Source organism: Aquipuribacter aurantiacus, assembly GCF_051216895.1.
GTDB lineage: Bacteria > Actinomycetota > Actinomycetes > Actinomycetales > JBBAYJ01 > Aquipuribacter.
Map to the genome: position 1 here is coordinate 48,351 of NZ_JBPKAO010000006.1, position 17,232 is coordinate 65,582.

13 protein-coding genes are annotated in these 17,232 nt (G+C 75.7%); 3 read left to right on the forward strand and 10 right to left on the reverse strand.

Translation table 11 applies throughout. The features are described from left to right. Positions 1-41 precede the first annotated feature (41 nt). The 4 genes from ACR80Q_RS09955 to mraZ all read right to left on the reverse strand — a co-directional run bounded on the left by ACR80Q_RS09955 (position 42) and on the right by mraZ (position 4,247). Positions 42-1,754: a peptidoglycan D,D-transpeptidase FtsI family protein gene (locus ACR80Q_RS09955; RefSeq protein ID WP_435377447.1), complete on the reverse strand. Its 1,713-nt coding sequence runs from the start codon at positions 1,752-1,754 to the stop codon at positions 42-44. 371 nt (positions 1,755-2,125) lie between these two features. Next, on the reverse strand, positions 2,126-2,641 hold the full coding sequence (ftsL, locus tag ACR80Q_RS09960; protein ID WP_435377448.1) for a cell division protein FtsL: 516 nt from the start codon (positions 2,639-2,641) through the stop codon (positions 2,126-2,128). Next, positions 2,638-3,663, reverse strand: coding sequence for a 16S rRNA (cytosine(1402)-N(4))-methyltransferase RsmH (gene rsmH, locus ACR80Q_RS09965; RefSeq protein WP_435377449.1), 1,026 nt, complete (start codon positions 3,661-3,663; stop codon positions 2,638-2,640). The genes ftsL and rsmH overlap by 4 nt, the downstream gene beginning before the upstream one ends. 152 nt (positions 3,664-3,815) lie before the next feature. Next, positions 3,816-4,247, reverse strand: coding sequence for a division/cell wall cluster transcriptional repressor MraZ (gene mraZ, locus ACR80Q_RS09970; protein WP_435377450.1), 432 nt, complete (start codon positions 4,245-4,247; stop codon positions 3,816-3,818). A gap of 430 nt (positions 4,248-4,677) precedes the next feature. Here mraZ and ACR80Q_RS09975 point away from each other — a divergent pair, with 430 nt between their 5' ends. The 3 genes from ACR80Q_RS09975 to ACR80Q_RS09985 are packed head-to-tail and all read left to right on the forward strand — an operon-like array spanning position 4,678 to position 9,267. Continuing rightward, the gene (locus tag ACR80Q_RS09975; RefSeq protein ID WP_435377451.1) at positions 4,678-5,652 is read left to right on the forward strand and encodes an AAA family ATPase; all 975 of its coding nucleotides are present in this window, start codon (positions 4,678-4,680) and stop codon (positions 5,650-5,652) included. Between the two features lie 11 nt (positions 5,653-5,663). Beyond that, entirely contained in the window at positions 5,664-6,953 is a 1,290-nt protein-coding gene (locus ACR80Q_RS09980; RefSeq protein WP_435377452.1) for a DUF58 domain-containing protein, read from the forward strand. Positions 6,954-6,966: 13 nt separating this feature from the next. Next, positions 6,967-9,267 (forward strand): transglutaminase TgpA family protein, encoded by a 2,301-nt coding sequence (locus ACR80Q_RS09985; protein WP_435377453.1) that lies wholly within the window; start codon positions 6,967-6,969, stop codon positions 9,265-9,267. A 181-nt stretch (positions 9,268-9,448) separates the two neighbouring features. On the opposite strand, the gene ACR80Q_RS09990 is transcribed toward ACR80Q_RS09985, so the two are convergent. The 6 genes from ACR80Q_RS09990 to ACR80Q_RS10015 form a co-directional block, all read right to left on the reverse strand. Beyond that, positions 9,449-9,847 carry an SCO2097 family morphological protein gene (locus ACR80Q_RS09990; RefSeq protein WP_435377454.1) on the reverse strand — a complete coding sequence of 133 codons (399 nt, stop codon included), beginning with the start codon at positions 9,845-9,847 and terminating at the stop codon, positions 9,449-9,451. Between the two features lie 96 nt (positions 9,848-9,943). After that, positions 9,944-11,206 (reverse strand): DNA polymerase IV, encoded by a 1,263-nt coding sequence (gene dinB / locus ACR80Q_RS09995; protein ID WP_435377455.1) that lies wholly within the window; start codon positions 11,204-11,206, stop codon positions 9,944-9,946. Positions 11,207-11,284: 78 nt separating this feature from the next. After that, positions 11,285-12,055 (reverse strand): methyltransferase domain-containing protein, encoded by a 771-nt coding sequence (locus ACR80Q_RS10000; RefSeq protein WP_435377456.1) that lies wholly within the window; start codon positions 12,053-12,055, stop codon positions 11,285-11,287. Positions 12,056-12,122: 67 nt separating this feature from the next. Continuing rightward, a complete protein-coding gene (locus tag ACR80Q_RS10005) occupies positions 12,123-16,199 on the reverse strand; it encodes a DNA polymerase III subunit alpha (RefSeq protein WP_435377457.1) in 4,077 nt (1,358 codons plus the stop codon). A 25-nt stretch (positions 16,200-16,224) separates the two neighbouring features. Beyond that, positions 16,225-16,599, reverse strand: coding sequence for an SAV_6107 family HEPN domain-containing protein (locus ACR80Q_RS10010; RefSeq protein ID WP_435377458.1), 375 nt, complete (start codon positions 16,597-16,599; stop codon positions 16,225-16,227). A 191-nt stretch (positions 16,600-16,790) separates the two neighbouring features. Then, positions 16,791-17,147 carry a DUF6504 family protein gene (locus tag ACR80Q_RS10015; RefSeq protein ID WP_435377459.1) on the reverse strand — a complete coding sequence of 119 codons (357 nt, stop codon included), beginning with the start codon at positions 17,145-17,147 and terminating at the stop codon, positions 16,791-16,793. Positions 17,148-17,232 lie beyond the last annotated feature (85 nt).

Here is a 17,232-nt window from a genome sequence, read left to right on the forward strand (position 1 = left end):
TCCGCCGGTGGGGGTGACGGTGTCGCGAAGGGGGTCACGGGTCACCACGTCAGGGGGAAGGGCTGGGGTTCCCCGTCGGAGGCGGGGACCCCCTCGGCGGCGAGCGCGGCACTCATGATCTTCTGGAACACGGGGGCCGCGGTCGTGCCGCCGAAGATGCCGCTGGTGGGGTCCTGCACGTTGACCGCGACCACGATCTCGGGGGCCTCGGCCGGCGCGAAGCCGATGAACGAGGCCGTGTAGCCGCAGTAGCCGCCGCAGGCCTCGTCGTAGCGCTGCGCGGTACCGGTCTTGCCCGCCACGCGGTACCCGGGGACGATCGCGTTCGAGCCCGTGCCGGTCTCGCCCGACACCGCCGACTCGAGCATGCTGCGCATGATGGCGGCCGTCTCGCTGGACAGGACCCGGTCGGTGGTGCCGGTGGGTTCGGGCACCACGTCGCCGTCACCGTCCCTGACCCCCACCACGACCGACGGCTCGACCCGGACGCCGTCGTTGGCGATGGTCTGGAAGACCGAGGCGATCTGCACGGCGTTCACGCTCACGCCCTGGCCGAACATCACGGTGTAGCGCTGGGAGCCGGACCAGTCGCCGGGGTCCGCCAGCAGCCCCGGGGTCTCCCCCGCCAGCCCCAGACCGCTCGTCCTGCCGTAGCCGAAGGCCTCGAACCAGGCGTGGAGCTGCTCGTTGCTCATGCCCTCGCCCGCCAGGATCGTGCCGACGTTGCTGGACTCGGCCAGCACGCCCGCCGTCGTCAACGGTTGCACCTCGTGGGGGTGGGAGTCCTTGAACCGGCCGCCGCCGCGGGCGATGGAGTCCGCGACCTCGAACGGCGTGGTGGGCGCGACCAGGCCCTCCTCCAGGGCCGCGGCGATGGTGATGACCTTGGACGTGGAGCCGGGCTCGAAGGCCTCACCGACGGCACGGTTGCCGCGGTCCTCGGCGTCGGAGGCACCCGGGTCGTTCGGGTCGAAGCCGGGCGCGTTGGCCATCACGAGCAGCTCGCCGGTGTCCACCCGCATGGCGATGGCGGTCGCGGACTGCGCGCCGGAGGTGCGGACGGCCTCGGCGAGGGCGTCCTCGGCCATCCACTGCAGGTCCCGGTCCAGGGTGAGCACCACGTCGGAGCCGTCCACCGGGACCTTCTCCTCCGTGGCGCCGCCGGGGATGGGCCGCGCCGCGCGGCTCTCGCCGCTGACCTCGTAGCGCAGGTAGCCGTCCTCGCCGGACAGGTCGTCGTCCAGGCTCATCTCCAGCCCGCCCAGGCCGTGGCCCTCCTCCCCCACGAACCCGAGGACGCCGGCCGCGACCTGCCCCGCGGGGTAGGTGCGCCGTGACGCCTGCTCGCTGAAGATGCCGACGATGCGCAGCTCCGCGACCTCCCGGTACACCTGCGGCTCGATGTCCTTGACGACGTAGCCGAAGCGGGCGTCGCCGTCGAGCCGCTCGGTGACCGTCTGCACGTCCATGCCGAGGACGGGAGCCAGCCTGGCCGCCGCGGCCCGTGGGCCCGCCCGGCGGGGGTCCTCGGGGTCGACGTAGGTCGCCACCAGGGTCTGGTCCACGGTGATGTGGCGCTTCTCCACGGTCGAGGCGAGGACCTGCCCGGACCGGTCCACGACGTCACCGCGGTGGGCGAGCAGCTCAGACGTGCGGAGCCGGCTGTCGAGGGCCTCCTGGGCCAGCGCCGTGGACTCCAGCGCCTGGATCTGGAACAGCTTGCCGGCGTAGAGGCTGCAGACGACGCAGATCACGACGAGGGCGACGCGCAGGCGCAGCGGGGTCCGGCCGGGTCGGGCGTTCCTGCCTCGACCGCCACCCCGCCCACCACGGTTCCCGCGGCTCCCGGAACCGCCGGGGCCGCCGGGGCCGCCCGGGCGCCGGACCGACGCGGGGCGGGACGGTGCGGGCCGGGCCGACGCCGCAGGCCGGTCCGACGCCGCGGGCCGGGCCGACGCCGCGGGCCGGCGGGCGGGGCGCTCGGCGCCGTCCGCCTTCGTCCGGGGCCGTGGTGCGCCGCGGGACGGTCGCCGTTCCTGCGGCATCGGATCCCTACCCTTCACGTGCGTTCAGCTGGACTCTGCCCTGGTGCGACTGCGTCGGTGCGTTGCTGGTGCGGCGCGCCTCACGGTTCCTCGACGGGTTCCTCGACCGGAGGCGGCGCCCCCGTGCCGTCCGGGGCGATCACGATGGTCTGCGGGGCAGGGACCATGCCGAGGCCACGGGCCTGCTCGGACAGCGCGGACGGCGAGGAGCGCACCAGCAGCTGCTGCTCCAGCGACTGCTGCTGGTCCACGAGCAGCCCCTGACGTGACTGCAGCTCCGCGATGGTGAAGGCGTTGCCGGAGATGGCGACGTTGAGCAGCAGCAGCCCGAGCATCAGCGCCCCCAGGACCGCGGTGCAGGTCAGCGCGAACCCCACCCGTCGGGGACCCTGGTCCGGTCGTGTGACGACCCGCATCCGCGGCCGGGGGTCGGGGGACGTCCGCGCGGCGGGTCGCGCCGAGGTGGCGCGGGCGGTCGCGGACCGAGCCGTCGCGGACCGGGCCGTCACCGACCCACCGGCCACCGACCGGCCGGACGCCGGACGACCAGGTGCGGGACGGGAGACGGGACGGGGCGCGAGGGCCGGAGCACTCATGCGGACCTCCTCGTGATCGCACGCAGCCGCACGGAGGCGGCCCGGGGGTTGGCCTCGACCTCGGCCTCGGTGGCCTTCGCGGCGCCCTTGACCAGCAGGGCGTAGGGGGCGGGCTCGGGCTCGACGGGCAGCCCCGGCGGGACGTCGACGGTGCTCAGGCGGGCGAAGGCGCGCTTGACGAGTCGGTCCTCGCCCGAGTGGTACGACATGACGACCATGCGACCGCCGGGGGTCAGCCGCTCCAGCCAGGCGGGCAGGGCGCGGGCCAGCCCGGCGATCTCGTCGTTGACCTCGATGCGCAGCGCCTGGAACAACCGCTTGGCGGGGTGCCCACCGGTGCGACGCGCCGCGGCCGGGACCGCGCCGTAGACCAGCTCGACGAGGCGCGCGCTCGTGGTGAACGGCTCCTGCTCGCGGGCGGCGACGACGGCCCTGGCGATCCGGTCGGCGAACTTCTCGTCGGCGTGCGAGCGCATGATCCGGACCAGCGTCCGTTCCGGGTAGGTGTTGAGGACGTCCGCGGCGGTGGGCCCGGTGTCCCCCATCCGCATGTCCAGCGGGGTGTCCCGGGCGTAGGAGAAGCCCCGTTCGTCCAGGTCCAGCTGCATGGAGGACACGCCCAGGTCCAGCAGCACGCCGTCGACCCGGGTGACGCCGGCGGCGGTGAGCACCTCGTCGACGTCGTCGTGGACGGCACCGACTCCCACGAACCGCTCGCCGTACCCGGCGAGGCGTCGACCGGCCTCGGTCAGGGCGACGGGGTCCCGGTCGACACCGACGGCCCGGGCGAGGGGGGCGGCGTCGAGCAGTGCGGCCGTGTGACCACCCAGCCCCAGGGTGCCGTCGACGACGACCGCACCCTCGTGCTGCAGGGCCGGCAGCAGCAGGTCCACGCAGCGGGACAGCATCACCGGTACGTGCGCGGCGTCACCCGCCCCCGAGGTGCCGGCGGCGGACGCGTCCTCGGCCGGGGCGCCCTGCGGGCGCCCGGACGAGGGGTCGGGGTCGACGACCTCGGTCATGCCGTCCTCCTGGTGGTGGGTGGTGGTGCCGTGGGCACCGACCGTCCGGGTCCCACGCCGCCGACGACCGGCCTGGCACCGGGGAAGGTGAGCCAGGACGGGCGCGGCGGCGGGAGACCCCGCCGGTCGGGTGGAGCGCGTACGGGCCGGGCTCACAGCACGCCCGGGAGGATCTCGGTGGAGCGTTCGGCGAACGCCTGCTCGCCGGCCTGCTGCAGGTCCTGCCACGTGGTGGCGTCCCAGATCTCGAGCCGGCGGCCGACACCCAGCACCGCGAGCTCGCGGCTCAGGCCCGCGTACTCCCGCAGCAACGGGGCGATGGTCACGCGGCCCTGCTTGTCGGGGACCTCGTCCTGCGCCCCGGCCAGCAGCATCCGGGCGTACTCCCGCGCGTCCTTGTTGGTCAGCGGGGCCCCGGCGAGCTCGTCGACCAGGCCCTCGAACGCGACCCGGGGGAAGGCGAACACGCACCGCTCCTGCCCCCTGGTCATGACGATCCCGCCGTCGAAGGCCGACCTCCACTTGGCGGGGAGGATCAGCCGGTTCTTGTCGTCCAGGCGCGGGGAGAACGTCCCGAGGAACATCGGCTCCCCCCTCCATCGCCCGTCGGTGAGCCCATCTGGCTCCACGCTACTCCACTTTCCTCCACATCGTCGGTCTCTCGCTCCACCGACTTGAGTCAGGAGGCCATCCGACCTGGTCAGAGCGTTCTCGATCGCCGCCGGCGCGCCGACCGACGACTGCTGACGGCTGCCCCCCCCCCGGCGCGGCGACCGTCAGCCTGACCCCCTCCCCAGGTGCTCTGACCAGGCACGATGCGGTCGACGCCGGGTGTCCGCGCGCCCCGCGGCGGCTTCGTCGGGACCAGGTGGAGCGTTGTGGAGCACGAGGGGGCGCGGACGGATGGTGACCAGTCAGGACGTCCCGGGCCGACCGGACGGGCGCGGCGGTCCGTCGGGGCCGACCCGGCCACCCGTGCGACGATCTGCGGGGACGACTGAGTGCGGAGGGTTCATGACGACGGTCGAGCAGCAGGCGCCGACGCTTGCCGAGGCGGCGGCGACCGCGGGGGCGGTCCGGCAGGCGATGCGCCGGGTGGTGGTGGGCAAGGACCACGTGGTCGACCTGGCCCTGGTGACCCTGCTCGCCGAGGGGCACCTGCTGGTGGAGGACGTCCCCGGCGTCGGCAAGACGCTGCTGGCCAAGGCGCTCGCCCGCAGCATCGACTGCTCGGTCCGACGCATCCAGTTCACCCCGGACCTGCTGCCCAGCGACGTGACGGGGGTGAGCATCTGGAACCAGGAGCGTGGGGACTTCGAGTTCCGCCCCGGTGCCGTGTTCGCCAACGTCGTCATCGGCGACGAGATCAACCGGGCCTCGCCCAAGACCCAGTCGGCCCTGCTGGAGTCCATGGAGGAGCAGCAGGTCACCGTCGACGGGACGACCTACCCCCTGGCGCCGCCGTTCATCGTGGTGGCGACCCAGAACCCGGTCGAGATGGACGGCACGTACCCGCTGCCGGAGGCGCAGCGGGACCGGTTCATGGTGAGGGTGGCCATGGGCTACCCCCGGCCCGAGGACGAGCTCCGGCTGCTGGACACCCACGCCGGGGACGACCCCCTGCTGACGCTGGCCCCGGTGGCCGACGCCGAGGCCGTGCGCCGGGCGGTGGCGGCGGTGCGCGGGGTGCACGTCTCCGACGCGCTGCGACGCTTCGTCCTCGACCTCACCCAGGCCACCCGGACCCACCCGGACCTGCGCCTCGGCGCGTCGCCGCGAGCCGGGCTGCAGCTGGTGCGGGCGGGGCGCGCGATGGCCGCGCTGTCGGCCCGGGACCACGTGCTGCCCGACGACGTCCGCCGGCTGGCCGGTCCCGTCCTGGCCCACCGGCTGCTGCCCAGCTCCCGAGGCCGCACGGCCCGCAAGGACCCGTCGACCGTGGTCGCGGAGATCGTCGCCGCCACCCCCGTGCCCGGCGCCCGCGGCTGAGCCGGTCCGTCGTGCGTCTGGCCGACCTGCACGCGAGCTGGTCCGGGCTCACCTCGCGAGGGACCTCGTTCCTCACCGCCGGCGTGGTCGCCCTCGGGTGCGCCCTCGTCCTCGGTCAGCCCGACCTGGTCCGCGTGGCCGGGCTGCTGGCGGTGCTGCCGGTGGTCGTGGTGCTGCTGATGGCCTCGCGGCGGCTCGAGCTGGCCGTCACCCGCTCGACCGAGCCACCCCGGGGGTCCGTCGGCGAGGAGGTCGAGGTCGTCCTCGAGGTGGCCAACCGCTCCTCCGGTCGCACCCCGGTGCTGCTGCTGGAGGACCACGTGCCCCCGGGGCTGAGCGCCACGACCCGCGTGGTGCTGCCGCCGCTGCGACCGCGCGAGTCCGCCCGGGTCAGCTACCGGATGCTCGCCACGCGCCGGGGCCGGTTCTCCGTGGGGCCGGCCCGGCTGCTCGGCGTGGAGCCCTTCGGCCTGGTGGAGCGGACCTGGGAGGCCACGAGCCGGGACGACCTGCTGGTCCGGCCGGTCGTCGACCCGCTGCCCAGCGTGCTGCCGGTCCGACGCACCGGCCGGGGCGGCGACTCCGACCTGGGCGGCGCCGGGGTGGTCGGGGACCCGGACCTGAACGTCCGCGAGTACCGCGACGGGGACGACCTGCGTCGGGTGCACTGGCCCACCACCGCCCGTCGGGGCGAGCTGATGGTCCGCCCCGACCAGCACCCGCAGGACCACAACGCCGTGGTGCTGCTGGACTCCCGGGCCGACGGCCAGCGCGGCCGCGACGAGGCCTCGACCCTGGAGGTGCTGGTCCGGGCGGCCGCCTCCGTCGTCGTCCACGCCGCGGACCTGGGGCAGCGCGTCGTCCTGCTCGGCGACGGCGAGGACCCGCAGCAGGCCTCGCACGACTCGGCCCACCGCGACGACGCCGACGACGACCCGGTCGAGGACGCGCTGGACCGCCTCGCCGTGCTCCGGCCCACCGGGCCCGACACCCTGGCCGCCGCCGTGGAGCAGCTGCCCCTGCACCACCCCTCGATGGTCGTCGCCCTGCTCGGCGAGGTCGGCCCGGAGGACGTCGAGGTGCTCGCGGGCAGCGCCCGTGACGCCGCCAGGGCGGCGATGGTGTGCGTGAGCACCCGCTTCGAGCAGCTGTCACCGGCCCGGCGTCGCCTGCTGGAGGACCGGCACGAGGCGGCGCTCTCGCGGCTGAGCGAGTCCGGCTGGCGGGTGACGGAGCTGCGCCCCGGCGACGACCTGGCCGGGGCCTGGGAACAGCTGCGCGCCTCCCGGGTGACCGCATGACGGTGGTGCGGACGTGACCCGCGACGTCCGGGCGGCCCTGCTGTCGGCCGTGGCCACCCTGATGACCATGCTGGCGCTGACGCCGCTGCTGGCCGACCGGGACTGGCTGCAGCCGGTGGCCCTGGTCGTGGTCGCGGTGGGCCTGGCCGGGACGGCCGTGGCCGCAGCGAACCTCCCGCGCTGGCTCTCGCCGCTGCTGGGCGCCCTGGCCGGTTTCGTCATCACGACGGCGCTGCTGGTCCCGGCGCAGGCGACGGCCGGGGGGTTCGTCCCCACCCGGGGCTCGGTGGAGGCGCTGGGGATCCTGCTGCGCAGCGGCCTGGCCACCACGCAGCAGGCCGTGCCGCCCGCACCGACCGAGACCGGGGTGGTGGCCATGCTCACCCTCGCCGCCGGGGCGGTCGCCGTGCTCACCCTCACCATCGCCGGCCCCCTGCGACGCCCGGGCGCGGCCGGGCTGCCGCTGCTGCTGGTCGTCTGCGTCGCCACGGCGCTGGCCCCGGACGGGATCGGCCTGCTCGGCTACCTCTCGGCCGCCCTCGGCTACCTGGGTCTCGCCCTCACCGACGCCGACCAGCGGGTCCGGGACTGGGGCGCGGTGCTCCAGCGACGCGGCCGGTCCGGTGAGCCCGCGCCGTCGGGGGTCACCGAGCACCTGGTGACCGCGGCCGCCGTCACGGCGGCCGTCGCGCTGCTCGCCGGGGCCGCGCTGCCCCTGCTGACCCCGGGGAGCGGCGGCGGCCGGCTGCAGAGCATGGTGCAGGAGCGCTTCGGGGGTGGGGCCGGCGAGGGGACCCGGTCGGTCAACCCGTTCCTGGACATCCGGGACGACCTCGCGTCCCAGGACGACACGGTCCTGCTGCGGTACGCGACGGAGGCGACCGACCCGGACCCGCTGCGGATCCTGACCGCCGACGCCTTCGACGGTGCCGTGTGGCGCCCCACCCCCCCGGACCCGGCCACCGGGCTGCCCCTGCAGGACGGGCTCCCCACCCCGCCCGGGGCGGACGCCCAGGTGCTCGCGGACGCCCCGCTGGTCACCACCTCGATCGCCGTGGGACCGCTCGCGCAGTCGTTCCTGCCCCTGCCCTACCCGGCCTCCGCCGTCGACGTGGCCGGCACCTGGGGCTACGACGCCCGGACCCTGAACGTCCTGTCGGAGGAGGAGACCACCGAGGGTCTGTCCTACTCCGTCACCCACTACGACATCCGCCCGGACGCCGCCCGGCTCGACGCCGTCCCGCCGGACGGCCTGGACCCGCTGTGGACCCAGATCCCGGACGACATGTCCGAGGTCGTGCTGACCGAGGCGCAGCGCGTCGTCGAGGCGGCCGGGGCGGCGACCCGCTACGAGCAGGCGCTGGCGCTGCAGCAGTGGTTCCGCAACACCGGGGGGTTCACCTACTCCCTGGACGCGCCGGACGTGACCGACCGCGACGCCGTCCAGGCGTTCCTGGAGGACCGGAGCGGCTACTGCGTGCAGTTCGCCTCGACCATGGCCCTGATGGCGCGCAGCCTCGACATCCCGGCCCGGGTGGCCGTCGGGTTCCTGCCGGGGGACGAGACGTCGCCGGGGCAGTGGGAGATCCGGGCCGACGACGCGCACGCCTGGCCGGAGCTGTACTTCGAGGGCGTGGGCTGGGTGCGGTTCGAGCCGACGCCGTCCACCCGGACGCAGCTGCCGCCGGAGTGGGCCATCCCCCGTTCCGAGCCCGGCGACCCGTTCGCCCCGGTCCCCAGCCAGCCGGCGCAGGTGCCGGAGGAGGCCGCCCCCGGCGACCCGGTCCCCCCCTCCTCGTCGACGGGCGAGGGGACCGGCGCCCTGGGCACCGTCCTCGCCGTGCTGCCGCAGGTGGGTCTCGTCCTGCTGGTGCTCGGGGTCCTGGCCGGCGTGCTGGCCCTGCCCCGGACCTGGCGCTGGTGGCGCAGCCGTCGCCGGTCCCGGCGCGTGCGGGGCGACGACGCGGCGACGGCGACGGCGGCCTGGACCGAGCTGCTGGAACGGCTGGGCGACCTGCAGGCCCTGCCGCGCGGGGCCACCGTCCGGGAGCAGGCCGCCGACCTGGTGGTGCGGGAGCGGCTGCCGCACGAGGCCGACGACGCGGTCCGGCGGTTGGCCGAGGCGGTCGAGCGCGCCCTCTACGCGGTCGAGCCGGCGCCGGTCGACACGCTCGAGCAGGACGTGCGTACGGTCCTGGAGGCCGTCGCCGCCACGAGGGAGGGCCGTCAGCGGGCGGTCGCGACGTGGTTCCCGTCCCCCGCCCCTCGCCTGGTCGCCCCACCGCACGGACGGGTCGGTGAGCGGGTCGGCTGAACGGAGGCGCCGGCTCAGGTCCTCAGGACCGGACGCCGACTCAGGTCGTCAGGACCGGCCGCAGGCTCCGGCCGTCAGGACCGGCCGCGGGGTCCGGTCGCAGGGACGAACAGGTGGTGCTGCCGCCCCGGACGTCCGGCTCGTCGTCGAGCCGGCTCCCAGGAGGACGGGTGGTGACCGCTCAGAGACCGCCGCCGTCGGCGCGTCGCTCCCAGCGCTCTTCCATCCGCTGGACGAACGAGGACTTCTGGCTGCCTCGGGCCGGGCCGCCACGGGTGGGCTTGCCCGGGCCGGTCTTGGTCTTGGCGGCCGCGGAGGGGGCCGGGGCGGCCACGGCGAAGACCACCCCGCCGAACATCACGACGAACCCGATGACGCTCAGCCAGAGCTGACCGATCGAGATGCCGACGATGATCAGCGTGAGGCCGACGGCTACGGAGCCGATGCCCACGAGGGCGCGGGACACCGATCCGACGCCCCGTTGGCGACCGGTGAGGGTCGTGGCGAACTTGGGGTCCTCGGCGTAGAGCGCCTGCTCCATCTGCGCGAGGAGCTTCTGCTCGTGGTCGGAGAGCGGCACCGCTGACCTCCTGGCTCTCTGTGGGTCCCGTAAGGATAGACGCGCGATCCTGGCCGCGACACCTGGTGTCGACATCGGCTCAACGACGCGGCCACTTCAGTCGTGCCCGGCATCGCCGGTGGTATTCCTACGACGAGGATCCACCAGTGTCCCGGGCCGCACCACACCGGCCCCGAATCGTCTGCTGAGGCTGTCCACGGCCCGCTCGGCGTCCCGCCAGCCGTGCTCCGGCGCGCCGAGCTCCAGCTGCACCGGCGCGGTGTCGGCGGGCTGAAGACCCTCCACCCGGACGCCCACCAGCCTGATCCTGGCCCGGTCCAGGCCGAGGCCGTCGAACGCGGCCACGGCCGCGGCGTGCACGTCGCGACCCAGGTCGGTGGGCTGTCGGAGGGTCTTCGAGCGGGTGATGGTCGTGAAGTCCGCGAAGCGGACCTTGAGCACGACGGTCCGGCCCACCACCTCGTCGCCGCGCAGCCGGGCCGCCACCCGCTCCGACAGCCGCAGGATCTCGCGGTGGACGACCCGGGGGTCGTCGACGTCGCGGGCGAAGGTCTCGTCGGCACCGATGCTCTTGCCTGCGGTCTCGGGGACGACCACCCGCGGGTCGCGCCCCCAGGACAGCTCGTGCAGGTGCTTGCCCTGGGCCTGCCCGAGCGCGCGCTCCAGGGTGCGCAGCGGGGTGTGGGCCAGGTCGGCGACCGTCCGCAGGCCCAGCCGGGTGAGCACCTCCTGGGTGCGGGGACCCACACCCCACAGGTCCGCGACCGGCAGGGAGTGGACGAAGGGGACGGTGTCGGCCACACCCACCACCAGCAGGCCGTCGGGCTTGGCGGCCGAGCTGGCGAGCTTGGCCACGAACTTGCTCGCCGCCACCCCCACCGAGCAGGTGATGCCCTGCTCGTCGGCGATCCGGTCACGCAGGACCGTCGCGATGGCCGCTGGCTCCCCCAACCGCCGCCGCGCCCCCGACACGTCGAGGAACGCCTCGTCCAGGCTGAGCGGCTCGACCATGGGCGTGACGGACCGGAACACCTCCATCACCCCGCGCGAGACCTCGGCGTACAGGCCGTGGTGGGGCTCCAGGACGACCGCCTGGGGGCAGAGCCGCCGGGCCCGCCCCATCGGCATCGCCGCGTGGACCCCGCTGCGGCGGGCCTCGTAGGTGGCCGACAGCACCACCCCCCGGGTCCCCCCGCCGACGATGACGGGACGGCCGACCAGCTCGGGGCGGGTGCGGAGCTCGACCGCGGCGTAGAAGGCGTCCATGTCGGCGTGCAGCACGGTGCAGCCGGTGTCGTCACCGGTCAGCCCGAGCGCCGCCGCCCGGCCGTCCGCCCGGCCCACCTGACGGCGGCTCACCGGGTCGCTCCCGGGGTCGCCCCGGAGGCGGCTCCCGGGTTCGCCCGAGAGGGCGGCCTCCGGGTGGTGCGGGCCACGTCAGCGCCGCACGGCGTGCCAGTGCAGGTGGGAGGCGAGACCGCGCAGGTCGGGATGGTCCGCCGCTGCCAGCTCGAGACGCCGCAGGGACTCCCGGGCCCGGGGCGAGGAGTCCATGACCGCCTCGGGCACCAGGTCGGCCAGGACCGGCACGCCGGTGACGTCGACCACGTCGAAACCCGCGCGCTCCAGCAGCTGCGCGGTGGCGTCGGCGTCCAGACGTCGCAGGAGCGGGTCGTCGACCCCGGTGCGGCCGTCGGGGTCGCTGAGGGCGGTGAGGGCCTCCGCGACCCGGCCCACGGCCGCCCGCAGCGCCACGGCCCCGCTGCGCTGGGCGGTGAGCAGGCTGAGCGTGGCCCCGGGACGCATGGCCGCCGCGAGCTCGGCGAGCGTGGCGGCCGGGTCGTCCACCAGCTCCAGCACGTCGTGGCAGAGCAGCACGTCCACCCCGCGCCCGCCGCACAGCTCGGGCAGCGCCCGGGCGTCGCCCTGGTGCCCACGCACCCGGTCCTCCACCCCGGCCTCACGGGCCCGGCGGGCCAGCGCGGCCAGCGCGTCGAGGCTGGGGTCGACCACGACGACGTCGTGGCCGCCCACCGCGAGCTCCACAGAGAGGGCTCCCGCCCCACCGCCGAGGTCGACGACGAGGGCGGCCCCGCCGTCCGGGCCCGGGGCCCTGAGCAACGGGCCGACGAGCCGGCCGATGGCCTCGTGGCGCAGCTCCGCGCGCGTCGAGCGTCGCTCGCGGCGCTGGGCTGGGGTGTCGGGCACGACGACAGCCTACGAGCACGGGCCGACCACGGGGCGGCCCGCAGCACCAGCGCGTCGGTCCGTGCGCTCACCGGCCGGAGCTCCCCGGGCTGGAGTGCCAGAGCCGACGCGGCGCCCGGGAGGCGCGGGCGGCCTCCTCGGCCAGCTTGCGCGGGTCCTTGCCGCTGACCCCGGCCGGTGTGATGTCGGCGTACGGGGACTGCTGGAACCCGCTGGCGTGCACCAGCACCCGCCGTCGGGCCCCGCCGCCCATGCCGCCGGCGACCTCGCCCACCTGCTCCTCCACCGGGCCGCCGGGACCGGTCGGACGACCCGGACCGCCGGGGCCGCCCGGTCCCCCGCCCGGGCCGGTCGGCGGCCTGACCACGACCGGGCGGCTGGAGCGGCTGGCCGCCGCCCCGGCCACGGCGTGCCCGGACACCTGCGCGGTGTCGTCGAAGCCGACGGGCACCTGGGCCATCAGCTCGTGGACCGCCTCGACGCCGCCGTCCTTCCAGCAGGCCCACAGCACGGGCAGCTCCCACGCCCCGGTCGCCCGCAACGACACCCCGCGCGGCCCGGTACGGCGCAGCACCCCGCGCACCAGCAGCAGCCAGGAGTTGAACACCGTCGCGGCGTACGGGCCCTGGACGTCCTCGAAGAACGTGGCGTCCACCGCCCCGGTGGCGTCGTCCAGGGTGAGGAACACCACGCGTCGCCCCGACCGGATCGGCGGGGTCTGGGTCGCGACCTTGACCCCGGCGACCAGCAGCTCGCTGCGGCTGCGCTGCGCCACCAGGTCCGGGCTGCGGGTGACGCCGAGGGCGGCCAGCAGCGGGGCGTAGAAGTCCAGGACGTGCCGGGAGGCGTCCAGGCCCAGCACGTCCAGCTCCGCCACGACCCGCTCGGCGCTGGTCATGTCGGGCAGGTCGGTGCTCTCGGCCTCGTCCGGGGCGTCACCCAGGTCCAGCGCGAGCTGGGTCACCGGCTGCGGGGCCACCGCCCCGGCGGTGCCGGCCGTGCCGCCGCTGCGTCGGCGGTCGACCCCGCGCCCGCCCTTGGTCTGACCCACCGACCGGCTCCACCGGTCCAGCTCGGCCACCTGAAGCAGCAGGTCGCGACGGGTGGTGCGACCGCGCCGCCGCGACGGCAGCTGGTAGCCCGCCCCACCGCCGGGTCCCGGCGCGTGGACCCGCCCGGTGAGGCCGTACAGCTCGTCGAAGCCACCGGCCACCACGAGCCGCTCGACCACCGGGCGCGACACCCCGGCCCGGTGCCAGAAGTCGGCGAGCGAGCCGTAGGGCCGGGCCGCGACGATGCGCGCGACCTCGGCGTCGCTGATGCCCTTGACGTCGGCCAGCGACAGCCGGATGCCGTACTCCCGCCCGTCGGGCAGCCCCTCCAGGGTGGGGGCCTCGCGGCCCGGGACGCCGAGCAGCTCCGGGGGCGGCTCGTCCCAGGGAGCCACCTTCTCGACCCGGTAGGTGGCGTCGGAGGCGTTGACGTCCAGGCCGAGCACGGCGATCCCGAGCTGGCGGGCGTCGTCGAGCACCAGCCGCTTGGGGTACATGCCGGGGTCGTGGGTCAGCACCCCGGCCAGGAACGCGGCCGGGTGGTGCCGCTTGAGCCAGGCCGACTGGAACGTGGGCAGCGCGAACGCGGCGGCGTGGGCCTTGCAGAACCCGAACGAGGCGAACGCCTTGAGCACCTCCCAGAACCGGCCCACGACCTCGGGGGTGTAGCCCCGCCGGACCGCGGTGGGCACGTACCACTGCTTGACGGCCAGCTGTCCGGCCGGTGAGCCCATCGAGCGGCGGACCTCGTCGGCCTCGGCCAGCGTGCAGCCGGTGGTGACGGCGACGATCCGGATGACCTGCTCGTGGAAGACGACCACGCCGTAGGTCTCGGCCAGCACCGGCTCGAGGTCCGGGTGCAGGTACTCGGGGGCGTTCCAGCCCTGCCGGGCCCGCAGGAACGGCGTCACCATGTCGGACTTGACCGGACCGGGCCGGAACAGCGAGATGTCGGTGACGATGTCGGAGAAGCAGTCCGGCGCGAACTTGCCGACGAGCTCCCGCTGGCCGGGTGACTCGATCTGGAAGATCCCGAGCGTGCGCGTGGTGCGGATCAGGGCGTAGGTGTCCGGGTCGTCGAGCGGGACCTGCTCGGGGTCGTCGACGTCGACGACCACGCCGTCGACCCGCTCGATCTCCCTGGCCGCGTGCGCCATGGCCGACTGCATCCGGATGCCCAGCACGTCCAGCTTGAGCAGGCCGACCTCCTCGACGTCGTCCTTGTCGAGCTGGGTCATCGGGTAGCCGTCGGCGCTGGGCTCGACCGGGGTGCGGTCCAGCAGGCCCGAGTCGGAGATGATCACCCCGCACGGGTGCAGCGCGACGTGGCGCGGCAGCCCGTCGACGCCCTCGACCAGGTCGAAGAACTGCTCGAGGTCCGCCGAGGCGAGCCCGGAGGCCCGCAGCTCGGGCAGCTCCTCGATGGCCTTGCGGGCGTCGCGGGCCCGGATGTGCGGGAAGGCCGTCGCGATGGCGTCGACCTCGCCGGGCGGCATCCCCAGCGCGGCGCCGACGTCCCGGACGGCGTGGCGCACCCGGTAGGTGTCCATCATCGACACGCAGGTGACCCGCTGCGGCCCGAACTGCGCGAGCACCGCGTCGTAGACCTCCATCCGACGGTCGGACTCCACGTCGACGTCGACGTCGGGCAGCGTGGCCCGCAGCGGCGACAGGAACCGCTCCATCAGCAGGCCGTGGCGGACCGGGTCCACCCCGGAGACCCCCAGCACGTGGCAGACCAGGCTGCCGGCGCCCGAGCCGCGCGCGGCGACCCGGATGCCCAGACCGCGGGTCAGGTCGCACACCTGCGCGACGGTGAGGAAGTACCCGGCGAAGCCCAGCCGGTCGATCACGGCGAGCTCGTCGCCCAGCCGCGCCTCGATGTCGGCGGGACCGACCAGACCCGTCGGGGAGCGCACCGAGGAGGAGCCGTAGCGGCTCTGCAGGCCCTCGCGGCAGCGGGCGGCCAGCACGGCCTGCAGGTCGGTGGTGGCCGAGTAGCCCAGCACCTCGGCCTCGGGCAGGTGCACCGAGCCGACGGACAGGTCGGCGGCCGGGTCGAGCCGGCACCGGTCGGCCAGCGCGGCCGTCGTGGCCAGCAGCCGGGCGGCCAGGGCGTCCGGGCCCGCCCCGGTCTCGCTGCCGGGCAGGCCGGCGGCCAGGACGGCGACCTCGCGCGCCCGCCGGGCCATGTCGGCCCCGTCGGCCAGGTGCCCGGCGGAGGTGGTGCGGTCCAGGTGGCGGGGGTCGAGGGCGACCAGGCGGCGGGCGGCGTCCAGCACGTCGACGACCAGGCCCTGGTCGGGGTCGACGTGGCGCACGGCGTTGGTGAGCACCGTCGGCACCCCGGCGGCGTCGGCGACCGCGAGCATCCGCCCGGCCAGCCCGACGCTGCCCACGGTGTCGCGGCGGCTGCGGTGGTGGACGAGCTCGACGTACAGGCTGCCGGCCGGCAGCCGGGCCGCCCAGCGCCTGAGCAGCCGCACGGCCAGGTCGTCGCGGCGGGCGAGCACGGCCCGGCCGACCTCGGAGGTGGGTCCCAGCAGCACCGCCAGCGCAGGCGCCCCCGTCCCCCCGGTCGGCCCGGAGGTGTCGACGGCGTGGGAGACCAGCAGGTCCTCGGTGCTGACGGGACGACCGCGCGGGCTGCGGGCGTGCCCGGCGCTCACCAGCCGGCAGACCTGGGCCCAGCCCGCACCGGGCGGCAACCCGGTGCGGGGGTCGGCGGCGAGCGCGAGGACGGTGACGCGGGGGTGGCGGGGGTCGACCACGGCGCCTCCCCGGGCGGGGTTGCGCCGGGCCCCCGTCCCGCCCGTCCCGGCGCGGCCGCCCTGGGAGGGGTCGGCCCAGGCGGGCAGGCCGACGAGCGCCCCGGACGGCTCGACGGCCACGTCGACGCCCAGGACCGGGTCGATGCCGGCGTCGGCGCAGGCCACGGCGAACTTGACCGCGCCGTAGCAGCCGTCGCGGTCGGTGAGGGCGAGCGCGTCCATGCCGAGCTCGGCCGCGCGGGCGACCAGCGCCGCCGGGGTCGAGGCCCCGTGGCGCAGCGAGTAGCCCGAGGCGACGTGGAGGTGGGTGAACGCGCTCATCGGCGGACCGGCCGGGCGGGCGCCGTCACCGCGAGGCCGGGACCACGTCGGGCAGCACGGGCCGCCACGGCAGGGACAGCACCCGGGTGACGGCGCACAGGAACCGTTCGGCGTCGCGCAGCAGGTCGTCGGCGGCCCGGGAGTCGCAACCGCTGCGCTCGGGCAGCCGTGGCAGCCCGCCCAGGAACACGGCCCACTCCGTCAGCTCGGGCGCCAGCCGGGGCAGCACCTGCCACACGCTGCGCGGACGCGACCGGGCCGGACCCGGCCGACCCCGCACCGCGAGGACCGCCGTGGCCGCGCGCAGCGCCGCCAGGTGCGCGCCGGACCAGCGGGCCCGGGCGTCCAGCTCCGCGGCTGCGGTCCGCAGGCCCTCGCGCGAGCGCTCCAGCAGCGCCACGACCGCGGCGTTGACCTCGGCCGCACCGTCCGAGCCCGCACCGTCCGAACCTGCACCGTCCGAACCTGCACCGTCCGAACCTGCACCGTCCGAACCCGCACCGTCCGAACCCGCACCGTCCGAACCCGCACCGTCCGAGCCCGCACCGTGGTCCGGGAGGACGACGACCTGGTCGGGGCGGACCTGGTCGATCAGTCGAGCCGGCACAGCAACCACCACTCGTCCTGCCGGTCGTCACGAGCACGGTCGGCCGGAGCACCGGCACCGGCACCGGCCATCGCGGGCACGGCGACGGCCTGGGCCAGGTCGTACACACCCGTGCCGAGCTGACGCCCGGCGCCCGCCTCGACCCGCCACACCGTCCGCTCGGGCGCGACCCGGTGCCCGGGGGTGCGGGCGGCCTCCCACCACGGCTCGCTCTCCAGCCAGGTGGCCTGCACCTCGCGGACCACGTACAACCGGCCGCGCCACAGGAAGGCGTCCGGGACCCCGGTGGCGTCCCCGGTGGTGGTGGTCCTGACCTGGACGGGCTCGTCGTGACGGCGCACGATGACCTCCTCAGGGTGTTGTCGTGGCGATGATGTTCGAACACGTGTTCGTCGAACGCGTGTTCGAACAGTAGGCCGGTCGCCG

Coding starts and splice junctions, on each gene's coding strand:
- ftsL (WP_435377448.1), bottom strand. CDS start 2,641: ATGAGTGCTCCGGCCCTCGCGCCCCGTCCCGTCTCCCGTCCCGCACCT.
- rsmH (WP_435377449.1), bottom strand. CDS start 3,663: ATGACCGAGGTCGTCGACCCCGACCCCTCGTCCGGGCGCCCGCAGGGC.
- mraZ (WP_435377450.1), bottom strand. CDS start 4,247: ATGTTCCTCGGGACGTTCTCCCCGCGCCTGGACGACAAGAACCGGCTG.
- ACR80Q_RS09975 (WP_435377451.1), top strand. CDS start 4,678: ATGACGACGGTCGAGCAGCAGGCGCCGACGCTTGCCGAGGCGGCGGCG.
- ACR80Q_RS10005 (WP_435377457.1), bottom strand. CDS start 16,199: ATGAGCGCGTTCACCCACCTCCACGTCGCCTCGGGCTACTCGCTGCGC.